Annotated in this window: 10 protein-coding genes; 7 read left to right on the plus strand and 3 right to left on the minus strand. The window is 34.9% G+C overall.

The features are described from left to right. Positions 1-2 precede the first annotated feature (2 nt). The 4 genes from ACIEHO_RS00305 to ACIEHO_RS00320 all read left to right on the plus strand — a co-directional run bounded on the left by ACIEHO_RS00305 (position 3) and on the right by ACIEHO_RS00320 (position 4,709). On the plus strand, positions 3-1,607 hold the full coding sequence (locus ACIEHO_RS00305; protein ID WP_406967459.1) for a S8 family peptidase: 1,605 nt from the start codon (positions 3-5) through the stop codon (positions 1,605-1,607). Positions 1,608-1,677: 70 nt separating this feature from the next. Continuing rightward, a complete protein-coding gene (locus ACIEHO_RS00310; protein ID WP_406967461.1) occupies positions 1,678-3,543 on the plus strand; it encodes a M1 family metallopeptidase in 1,866 nt (621 codons plus the stop codon). An 8-nt stretch (positions 3,544-3,551) separates the two neighbouring features. Next, positions 3,552-4,202 carry a DUF3826 domain-containing protein gene (locus ACIEHO_RS00315; protein WP_406967463.1) on the plus strand — a complete coding sequence of 217 codons (651 nt, stop codon included), beginning with the start codon at positions 3,552-3,554 and terminating at the stop codon, positions 4,200-4,202. Positions 4,203-4,307: 105 nt separating this feature from the next. Then, on the plus strand, positions 4,308-4,709 hold the full coding sequence (locus tag ACIEHO_RS00320; RefSeq protein WP_406967465.1) for a hypothetical protein: 402 nt from the start codon (positions 4,308-4,310) through the stop codon (positions 4,707-4,709). 6 nt (positions 4,710-4,715) lie between these two features. Here ACIEHO_RS00320 and ACIEHO_RS00325 read toward each other — a convergent pair whose 3' ends face one another. Both ACIEHO_RS00325 and ACIEHO_RS00330 read right to left on the minus strand, forming a co-directional pair. Continuing rightward, positions 4,716-5,918: a succinylglutamate desuccinylase/aspartoacylase domain-containing protein gene (locus ACIEHO_RS00325; protein WP_406967467.1), complete on the minus strand. Its 1,203-nt coding sequence runs from the start codon at positions 5,916-5,918 to the stop codon at positions 4,716-4,718. Positions 5,919-5,940: 22 nt separating this feature from the next. Continuing rightward, positions 5,941-7,794 carry a CBS domain-containing protein gene (locus tag ACIEHO_RS00330; protein ID WP_406967469.1) on the minus strand — a complete coding sequence of 618 codons (1,854 nt, stop codon included), beginning with the start codon at positions 7,792-7,794 and terminating at the stop codon, positions 5,941-5,943. A 201-nt stretch (positions 7,795-7,995) separates the two neighbouring features. Here ACIEHO_RS00330 and rnpA point away from each other — a divergent pair, with 201 nt between their 5' ends. The 3 genes from rnpA (at position 7,996) to ACIEHO_RS00345 (ending at position 11,007) form a co-directional block, all read left to right on the plus strand. Beyond that, positions 7,996-8,370 carry a ribonuclease P protein component gene (gene rnpA / locus ACIEHO_RS00335; RefSeq protein ID WP_406967471.1) on the plus strand — a complete coding sequence of 125 codons (375 nt, stop codon included), beginning with the start codon at positions 7,996-7,998 and terminating at the stop codon, positions 8,368-8,370. Between the two features lie 16 nt (positions 8,371-8,386). Next, positions 8,387-10,021, plus strand: coding sequence for a S41 family peptidase (locus ACIEHO_RS00340; protein WP_406967473.1), 1,635 nt, complete (start codon positions 8,387-8,389; stop codon positions 10,019-10,021). Between the two features lie 137 nt (positions 10,022-10,158). Continuing rightward, positions 10,159-11,007 (plus strand): OmpA family protein, encoded by an 849-nt coding sequence (locus ACIEHO_RS00345; protein WP_406967475.1) that lies wholly within the window; start codon positions 10,159-10,161, stop codon positions 11,005-11,007. A 59-nt stretch (positions 11,008-11,066) separates the two neighbouring features. Here ACIEHO_RS00345 and ACIEHO_RS00350 read toward each other — a convergent pair whose 3' ends face one another. Beyond that, on the minus strand, positions 11,067-11,516 hold the full coding sequence (locus tag ACIEHO_RS00350; RefSeq protein ID WP_406967477.1) for a GNAT family N-acetyltransferase: 450 nt from the start codon (positions 11,514-11,516) through the stop codon (positions 11,067-11,069). Between the last annotated feature and the right edge of the window lie 15 nt (positions 11,517-11,531).

Genomic DNA, 11,531 nt, shown 5'->3' on the forward strand with positions numbered 1-11,531 from the left:
CAATGAAAACAATAAAAATACTTGTTGCATCGCTATTCCTTTCAGCCTTAATTTATGGCTGTGGCAGTACTGCAGATATTTTATCAACCCCAGTTGAAAACATAGATACTTCACCTTTAAAAGTGTCAGAATTAACTGAAGCTGAAAAGAAACAATGGGGTCATTTAGACCTTGTTAAAGATACCGTTCCGGGTATGAGTGTTAACAAGGCTTACTCCGAACTTATTAAAAACAAAAAAGGACAAAAGGTACTGGTAGCTGTACTAGATTCAGGAATTGATATAGACCATGAGGATTTAGATGATGTTATCTGGACTAACAAAGATGAAATTCCAAATAATGGAAAAGATGACGATAACAATGGCTACATTGACGACATACATGGTTGGAATTTCTTGGGTGATGGCTACAACGAACAATTAGAATACGTTAGAATTATAGCTAGTGGTGATACCAGCAACCCTGACTATGCACGTGCTAAAGCAGAATACGAGAAAGAGTATGAAGTATGGATGCAGAGAAAAACACAACATGATCAGGTTTATCATCAAATAAAAGGCGCCCACGAAACCTTGGTTAAACACCTAGGAAAAGAAGATTACACCAAAGATGAAGTTAATGCCATTACCACCCAAGACCAAGGGCTAAACCAAGCTAAGCAAATGGCACAATACATGTTCAGTAATGACGACACTTTAACTGGTGCCCTAAAAGAAATTGAAGGTGTTTTAGAAACCATAAACGATTTTCTAAACTATAAACTTAACAAGGATTTTAAAGGACGTGTAAACGGTGACGACCCTGAAGATTTATCAACCAAATACTATGGCAATGGCAACGTTAAACCTGTTAAAAAAGAAGAAAGCCACGGTACACACGTTGCAGGAATTATTGCCGCAGAACGCAACAACAGTAAAGGAGCCAATGGTGTTGCAAACAACGTTGAAATTATGTCGGTAAGAACCTTACCCGACGGTGATGAATACGATAAAGATGTAGCATTGGCCATTAGATATGCGGTTGATAACGGGGCAAAAATCATCAACGGAAGTTTTGGTAAGAGCTTCTCACCACATAGCGATTGGGTTCGTGATGCCATTGCATATGCCGGTGAAAACGATGTCTTGTTTGTGCATGCCGCAGGAAACGATAGTAAAGATGTAGATGTAGAACCTAATTTCCCAGATGATAATGTAAATGGAAAAGAAGTAACCGATACCTACATTAGGGTTGGTGCACTGGCTCCTAAATACGGGTCGAGCATGGTAGCATCTTTTTCAAATTACGGAAAAAATAATGTTGATGTTTTTGCTCCTGGTGACGACATATATTCAACAACTCCTGAAAATGAATATGCCACAAAAGGAGGGACCTCTATGGCCGCCCCGGCTGTGGCAGGAGTTGCTGCATTAATTCGTTCTTATTACCCAAAATTAACCGCAGCTCAAGTGAAACAAATTTTAATGGAATCAGGTTTACCAATAAACACTAAAGTTATTGTTGGTGGTGATACTAGTGATATTCGTCCGTTTGCCGATTTATCAAAATCTTCAAAAATGGTAAACGCTTATAATGCCTTGATTATGGCCGCTAAAATGTCTAAATAATTTTTTAAATTCTTTTAATGCTGTTCATCATAATAAATTTTGAACAGCCTTATTTTTCAATTCAATATTTATGAATCGCATTTATTTTTACATACTTTCCTCTATCCTTATTTTATCATGCGGAAGTTCTCAAATGGTTGAAAATCCCCCGAAAACGCCTAAGGCTCCAGAAACGCCACAACCTCTAACCGTTGAAACCTCATCCAATCCATGTTATTGGCAGCAACATGTCGATTACAAAATGGAAATTGATGTGGACGTAAATAACTACCAATATGAGGGCAAGCAAACTTTGGTGTACACCAATAACTCGCCCGATATTTTAAACCAGGTGTTTTATCACTTGTACTTTAATGCTTTTCAACCAGGTAGCGAAATGGATGTTCGTTCACGTAACATTCCCGATCCAGATAGCCGTGTAGAAGACCGTATAAGTAAATTAAAACCAGACGAAATTGGATATATAAAAGTAAATTCGTTAAAACAAAACGGCCAAGTTTTAACCTACGAAACCGTAGGTACCGTTTTAGAAGTAAAATTAGCAGAACCCATAAAACCTGGGGAAAGCGTAACGTTCGATATGCTTTTTGATGCCCAAATACCAGTACAGATTCGGCGTTCAGGCAGAGTTAACAATGAAGGTGTGGCTTTATCTATGGCGCAGTGGTATCCAAAATTAGCTGAATACGATTACGAAGGATGGCATGCCGACCCTTATATAGGCCGTGAATTTCATGGGGTTTGGGGTGATTTTGACGTAAAAATTAGCATTGATAAAAATTACACCTTGGGCGGCACTGGATATTTACAAAACCCTAACGAAATTGGGCACGGATACCAAACCGACACCTTAAAACAACCCAACACAAAAAAACTGACTTGGCATTTTGTGGCACCTACGGTGCATGATTTTACTTGGGCGGCAGACCCCAATTATATTCATGACACTATACAGGTTCCAAATGGACCGCTATTGCATTTTTTATACAAAAATAGTATGCCAAAAGATAAATTGAACAACTGGAAAAAACTCCAACCGAAAGCTGTAGAACTCATGCAGTTTTATAGTGAAAACATTGGGAAATACCCTTACGACCAATACTCTATCATTCAAGGTGGTGATGGCGGCATGGAATACGGTATGTGCACCCTAATTGCTGGCGAGGGCGAATTTAGCGGTTTATTTGGTGTAACCGCCCATGAAATGGCACATTCGTGGTTTCAGTTTTTATTGGCCACCAACGAGCTGACCAACTATTGGATGGACGAAGGTTTTACAGAATACTTCGGCGAGCTAGCCGAGTGCGAAATTTTCAATAAACCATTTGAAAAACCAACAAAACGCGTTTACGATATCTATTATTACTACGTTAATTCAGGTGCCGAGCAACCACAAACTACCCATGCGGATCGTTTTAACTACAATCAATCTTCGGCAATTGCTGCTTATTACAAAGGTTATGTGTTTTTAAATCAATTGGCTTATGTTATCGGCAAAGAAAACCAGAAACAAACCATAAAGCAATATTTTAAAGATTGGGCTTTTAAACATCCTACTAGAACTGATTTTATTAGGGTTGCCGAAAAAGTGTCTGGCTTAGAATTAGATTGGTACCTCAACGATTGGACGCGCACCATTAATACGATTGATTACAGCGTAGAGTCGGTTCAAGGCAATAAAGCTACCTTAAAACGTATTGGATTAATGCCTATGCCTATTGATTTAACCGTAACTTATACCGATGGTTCTTCAGAAGATTTTTATATCCCATTACAGATGATGCGTGGCGAAAAGCCAACCGAAGCAACCATTATAAAAGATTGGGCCTGGGCCCACCCAACCTATTCTTTTGAAACTTCAAAAGCTATAAAATCTGTAGAAATAGATCCAAAAAATATGATGGCAGATATTGATAAAGAGAACAATAAAAAATAGAAACTTTTATGAAAATTAAGACACCTGAGAAAATAACAATCATAACCCTACTGCTTTTGGCAAATCTGTGTCTTGCACAAAATATTAAAAGCACCCAACAATGGGAAAAAGCTCAATCCTGGGTTAAAGAGTTCAACTTAGAAGACAGTAAAAAAGCCGAAGAAGTTACTAAAACCATTGCCACCCATTTAACCGAAGTGCGTAATTGGCACAACAGCCATCCGCATACCGAGGTTCCAGCAGGTATAAACCCCAGAACTGGTGAAAAGTTAAGTGATTTAGACCGTTCAATTATAGCCGATTCGGCCATGCCAGAGAGCGTTCACAACAATTTAATGTCAACACTTAAAGCAAACCTGAGTGATGAGCAAGTAGAAGCTGTTCTAGATAAATACACCATTGGTAAAGTGGCTTTTACCATGAAGGCCTATCGTGAAATTGTAACCGATATGACGCCAAAAGAAGATGCCGAGCTTTTAAAAAATCTTAAGCAAGCGCGAGAAATGGCCATAGATTTTAAAAATATGAAACAAATTTCGGCCATTTTCGAAATTTATAAAACCAAGAACGAGCAATATTTAAATAACAACGGTAGAAGCTGGAGACAGCTTTATAAAAATTATGTAAAGCGGCTTAGGGCTCAAAAAAACAAGAATTAGACTAGCTTCAAAAGTTTGATGGTGAATAAAAAGTTTAAAATTATACCTAATAATAAACGGCTAACTAATTTTAAATATGCCCTTTTTATAATTGGATTCCTTCTTATGGTAATTCCAATTTTTATAAAAAATTATGAGGAACTGTCCTTTTTTGGATTGATTATAGTTTTCATTAGTACTCTGTTCGCTTTATTTTCATCAAAAAACTATTTGAGAATTAATAATGAGTTTGTAGAGTTTGAATCAAAAAGTTTCGTGCCCGAATTTAATAAGACTATAAGAATTCGCCTGAACGATATTGAAAGGACTATTTTTCTAAAAAGACAGTTTCTGATATTTGGTGGACGGAGTCCAATTGCTGATGCTGATGCCCAAACTTTATATAATGAAAACAGAATTGTGTTCCTTTTAAAAAATGGTCAGAGTGAAACCATACTTCAAACAGGAAGATTGTTCGAATTTAAAACCGCCTATTCCCTAATTAAGGAAAAAATTAAGCAACAATAACAACAGTCAAATTCTACCTTTATACCATGGTTCTTTTTTGTAAATAGCGGTTTTTGCAACGCGTTCTCGATTATTTAACCTTAAATGGGTTTCGGTTATTTGACGGTTTCTGTACCCTAACAAGTGAAAAAATGCCTTAGCGAAAAATTTAGCTATTTTTAAATTTACCTGCAAAATACCTTCTTTTTTATCCACCCATGAAATACCCGGTAAAAGAGCCAAAAAACTATCTGTTTTTAAACGTCTTAGTACTAAAGATAATTTTAAGAAAAAAGAATTAATAGGCTTAATTATAAAAAAACCCTCTGCTCCTTTTTGTTGATAAAGCGGCATAAAAATATTTCCGTTGTTGGCTGCTGAAATTTTAATACCGTTACTTTCAGCCAAAGGTGAACCTTTTTTTATTTTTTCAAAACTTTTAAAACCATTTTGCATTTTAAAAATTTCTTGAGGTTTTATTTTATGGACATAAATAACTTCAAATATATCAGAGTTTTGTTGCGCTTGACTCTTTAATTGCTCATAATGCTTTGAAAAGTCCATAACTGCTTTTTCTTCTACAATCCCTGAATAAACCAATGCCAAATAAATAAAATCGATATGATTTAATATTGAAGAAAACTCATAATGTTGCCCAGATTCAAATCCTAATGAAACGTAACCCAATTGATTGATGTAGCTCAATAATGGCCCCGTTAAATACTCTTCGATACCCAAAACAATAGGTACAGGGAACTGTTGCGAAAATTTTCTATTTATCAAAGCATCGTTAATGGTAATAAAAGGGAGTGTTTTGCTGGATGTAGTATGTAAATCGATAAAATAAAACGGGGGCTGTTGGTTTTCTAAAATGGCATTTAAGATGTCTAGCAACTCCAACAATTCTTTTTCGTCTGGATTTAAGTCACTTTTTTGTTTTATGTGTTCTATATTGGTTTTAGTCCAAAGCCGGTTTAAATCTTCATTTATATAGCGCTTTTGTTCACTTAGAGCTTTTAAATTTCCCGAAATGCCGTAGATAGTCCCTTTTACATAAGCCCGATTTATTCCTCGCATCACTTCTTTGAGTGCAAAAACACCCGAATTTTCATTACCGTGAATGCCTCCAAAAAATACAATGGTAGGACCCGGTTGAAGGCCCTCTATTTTGCCAAGTATCCGGTCAACTTTTAAACTCGCTTTTAATGCTTTACTGTATAAATCAATCATAAATAGAAAATGTTCAATTTGTTCAGCTTAAATCGTTTTTCGTTATTAAACCTACCAACTTTTTCTCTTTGACTACAGGAAGACACCCAATACCATGTTGATTCATTAATCTTTCTGCTTCTTCTAATGATGTATATTCGTCTGTAGTAATCAGTTCAGTTTTCATTAACTTAGAAACACTGAGATTTTGCTTTTTAAGTTCGTTTAAATGAGGTTCAACATCCTTCCATGTAAGTAGGCCAACCAAAGCACTATCGTGTGTTATTACAGGCATATGGTGAATATTTTTCCATTTCATTATATGTAAAACCAATTCAATACTGTCTTTTTTATCTACTGAAAAAATATCTGAGCTCATGGCATGTTTTACCAGTTTGGTTTTGATAAATGCTCCATCTTTAAAGGTATCGAGCATATTCCATGTAGAAACAGGATATCCTCTTTCCTGTTTTTCATACATTTTGGCAGTAAGGATTTGCATGGCTTCAAACCGACCATGGTTTTTCAATAGGATTCTATAATTCCGTGATAGCCATTCTGATCCCGTGGTTCCCATAACTCGGTCTTTTATAATTTTTAAATACTTTTCGGCATCCTTTGGTGCAATACCGTACCTGTACAAGCCTTTGTATGCCATGGGGAGCAATTCATCCAAAATAAGGGCGTGACTTGACACGTATTTACCATCCCAATAAAATTGGGTGGCCTTACCGTAACGTGCGGCATTAAAAAAATTTGTTTTTACATCTTTAAAATCCCATTTTTTATGGATGTTATCATATTCTTTAGGTTTTCCTAACATGACACCTATCCAAAACATCATATTGGCTATTTCATCGAAGGTAGTGGGTCCAGAAGGCAAGTATCGATTCTCAATTCTTAAATTTGGTTTGCCGTTAGTCGTGCCATAACAAACCCTATTCCATGGATATACAGTGCCATTATGTAAACCCAGAGCGCGTAGTTTTGGAATTTCATTATTTTTTATCATTTCCGCGCTGTCTTTGGTAAAATTGGTAGTTAAAAAACTTCTAAATCTAGAAATGTTGTCCTTAAAAATGTCTGAGATAGATCCTGTTTGCCAATTGTTGCCAAAACTAACTCGAGACTGCTTTTCATTTAACAAATAACTGTTAGCCCGTGTGTCAATACTTTGCGTAAACAAAGCAATTCTGGTTTCCATCCACAGTTCTTTTCCAAACAAAATGGGCGAGTTTGTACAGGCGCTCAAAACCGGTCCGGCTATAGCTTGTGCCCAATTATAATTGTCAACAAAAGTATTGGGGCTAAGTTGTAAATGCACTTGAAAACTGGTATTACAACCTTCCAACATAACAGAATCGTGCAATAAATTAAGTTCGTCGACACCTTTTATATGGATATCGAAACTTTTTTTCCTTCTTTCCTTAATAGCATCGTTTAAAACGGAATAACGCTCAACGGGAGTCATGCTTTTCTCATCAACATTATTAACAGACAACGAAGGTAAAATACCCGTTAAAATAAGCTTAATACCTTTTTTTTCTGCTATTTTTTTTGCTTTATTCAATAAAGAATCAAGGTGTTGGTGCAGTTTTGAAAAGCAATCATTACCTAGCTCAAATACATCTAGGTTAATTTCTAGATTGTAATTACTTATTTCGGTTGTAAAATGGTCTTCATTAATAGCTTCAAGAAGTTCTAATGACTTACTTTCGGGTAAAAACTCATCATTTACTAAGCAAAATTCTTGTTCTGCACCAATACGTAATGGTCCATCTTCTATCAGCCCATTATCAACCAACATATCCAATGCCTTAATGTCGTTTAGTAAATGATGGATGTAGTTAACCCTGTCTCTTTTGGTTTTTAATTTAGCAACATTTAAATCTCCCATAACGACATCATTTAAAATTGAACTTAAACTACAATATTATTCTTAAACCAAGAAAAGGCTAAAACATTACAAGGTCTATTTTCAATTTAAAAAGATTAAATTACCGTTATTTATGGATTCTAAAAATGATTTTTATCATGTAGCTTAAACCCGAGTGTGGTGTTATTTGTTATTGTTACTTTTGCGTTTACAAATTTTAATATGGATGCATCTTACCCAAAAAGAGAAAAACTAAAAAGTAAAAAGCTGATTGACCAAATGTTTAACGAGGGACAATCGGTTTCTGCATTTCCATTACGTTTGGTTTATTTAAGCACTTCTTTTGAGGAAAATATTATTGCTAAAACCGGCGTATCTGTTAGTAAACGCCATTTTAAAACTGCTGTTGATAGAAACTATATAAAACGTTTACTAAGAGAAGCTTACCGTATAAATAAAGCAGGTTATTTTAACAATTTAACAACACAACATGCGTTTATGATTTTGTACATTGGCAAAGAAAAACCCAATTTTACCCTTATTGAAACTCGAATGAACCAGCTGTTTGCTAAATTTTTGAGTAAAATTTCAGAATAATAGAAACCTTGAATACATGAAATACTTACTAAAAAAAAGAATCATAATTCCCATACTTGCTAGTGCTATCTTTTTTAGTACCACGGCCTTTCAAAACGATTTTTTTGAAATCGCCAAACAGCTAGAAATTTTTACAACAATGTTCAAAGAACTAAACATGAACTATGTTGACGAAACCAATCCAGCAGATTTAATGGATACGGCCATAAAAAGTATGTTAGAGGATTTAGATCCTTATACGAATTTTATGAACGAGCAGGATGTTGAAGCTGCTAGAATAAACAATACGGGCGATTACACGGGAATTGGTGCTAAAATTCAAACTTTAAAAGATAAATTAATTGTTGTTGAGCCATACAAAGACTATCCTGCTGACAAAGCAGGATTGAAAGCTGGTGATGAAATTATAAAAGTAGGAAACACAGTAGTTGCTGACTATAAAGAGAATGCGGGAGATTTATTAAAAGGTACACCTAACACTCCGGTTGAAGTAACATTTAAACGCCAAGGCAAAACCCAAACAGCAACGATAAAACGGGCTGAAGTAGAGATAAAAGCCGTGCCACATTTTTCAATGGTTGACGATAAAACAGGTTATATAGTTTTAAGCCGGTTCAGTAGGAAAGCTTATGTCGAAACTAACTACGCACTTCGTGATTTAAAAGCCCAAGGTGCCAAAAAATTGATTTTGGATTTACGCGGAAACCCAGGAGGATTATTAAATGAAGCTATCCATATTGTTAATTTATTTGTACCTAAAGGGCAATTGGTAGTTACTACAAAGTCGAAAGTAAAAAAATATAACCGAACCTATCTTACACAACGTGAACCTATTGATACTGAAATTCCATTAATTATTTTAATTGATGAAAAAAGTGCATCGGCAAGCGAAATTGTGTCTGGAGCATTACAGGATTTAGACCGTGCAGTTATTGTCGGTGCCCGAAGTTTTGGTAAAGGTTTAGTGCAGCGGCCAAAGCAACTTACTTATGGTACGCAAGTAAAAATAACCATTTCCAGGTATTACACCCCTTCTGGTAGATGTATCCAGGCATTAGATTATTGGAACAGGAACGAAAAAGGTGAAGCGGTTAAAATTGATCAAGAAAATTACCATGAGTTTAAAACCAAAAATGGAAGAAAAGTATTTGATGGCGGTGGAGTTTATCCTGATGTTCCCATGGGCACCTATAAAACCTCACCCATTACAACGGCCATTGTAAACAATAATTTAATTTTCGATTACGCTACAAAGTATCATTACAGTCATCAAATCGATGATATCAATAGCTTTAAACTTACCAGCAAAGACTTTTTAGATTTTAAAAACTATTTGAAATCCAATAATTTTTCTTTTGAAACCGATACAGAAAAAGCACTTAAAAAAGCTTTTGAAACCGCTAAAAAAGAAGAATTAAACGATGATATTGAAATCGATTACAATAACTTGATTTCTAATTTAGAACAATCAAAAAGCAGTATCATAGATGAAAATAATGATTTTCTATTAAAACTGCTTACTGAAGAAATAGTTAAAAGGTACGTTTATCGTGAAGGCCTATATGACTATTATAAAATGTACAATCCTGAAATTAAAAAGGCAACAGAAATTTTAGGAAATCTTTCAACATACCATAACTATTTGCAATAATTATAAATGCATGAAAATTAAAATAAATATTAGTCAACAAACTACAATCAACCTATAAAACATCCTATTTATAAGCTTCTGGCACGGTTTTCGATTAAAAATGGTATATTTATTACCTATTTCTATTACCCTATTATATGCGTAAATTATTGGTATTAATATTACTGACTTTAAGCTGTTCTGTTGTTTCATCACAAAACGAGCTAAAGCATGAAGTATATTTTGATACAGATAAATTTGTTGTGCCCCCAACCGAAGAAAACCGTTTGCTTTTATTTATTTCTACTCTTTCTGATTTAGATATTGAATCCATATCCATTTTTGGTTTTTGTGATGACCGAGGAGCAAATACCTATAATTTAAAACTTTCGCAACAACGTGCCGATGCTATTAAGGCCATTTTCTCCAACAATGAAATTAGTGAAGACCTTATTTCTAACGTTGATGGAAAAGGTGAAATTCTGTTAAAAATAGTTGAAGAAAAAGACCTTTTAAAAATTAGAGGCTTAAACCGAAAAGTAGAAATTATTGTAAAACCTAAACCCAAAGAACCTGTTGTAGCCAAAACTCCAAAGCAACCCAAAGAAAAAAATGAAATAGACCTTATTAACGAGAGTGCCGTTGGTGATAAAATTATTTTTAAAAATATCTTATTTAAAACTGGTTACGCAACCGTTACGCCAGGCTCCAAAAAAACATTAGAATCTATTGCAAAAGCTTTAGTTGAACGCGACGATATTTATTTCACTATTCAGGGCCATGTATGTTGCACCCAATTTACTAGAGATGCCGTAGATAGGCGCACAAAAAAACGTAATTTATCGGAAGCACGGGCCAAATACGTTTACGATTATTTTGCTAAAAAGGGCGTAGATAAAAAACGGATGCGCCATTTAGGAATGCGCCGAAAATTTCCGTTGGGTGGCGACCCAAAATTAGACAGGCGGGTAGAAATTGTTATAACTTACATTGGTAATACCAATTAATAGCTTAGCCTATAAAATGTTTTTGATAATTTGTTTTTGATTGATAAGCGTTTGAAACGCTAAAAAGAACCTAACATAGCTGTATGGGGTATACCATCTTCAAGGTACTCCTCTCCTACCGCGTTAAATCCCAAATTATTATAAAATTGTTTTAAATAACATTGAGCGGAAATTTTAATTAAAGATTTATTAAAGTATTCTTTTACCGCTTGAATTGAAGCTTCCATAAGTTGATTTCCATAATTATGGTACCTTTCACTTTTAGCCACTACTACCCTACCAATACTAGCTTCCTTAAAATAATCGCCTGGCTTAAAAATTCGAGTATAGCCAATTAATTTATTATTATTATTAAAACCTAAAACGTGCAGTGCCTTTTCGTCTTTTCCATCAATATCCTGATATACACAATCTTGTTCTACCACAAATACTTCGCTACGAAGCTGAAGCATATCATAGAGCTCTTGCTTATTTAGTTCTTCGAAAGATTTGACTTCTATTTTTATCATAGTCTGTAATGGGAT

The organism is Flavisericum labens, from assembly GCF_045446075.1.
Taxonomy (GTDB): Bacteria; Bacteroidota; Bacteroidia; order Flavobacteriales; family Flavobacteriaceae; genus Flavisericum; species Flavisericum labens.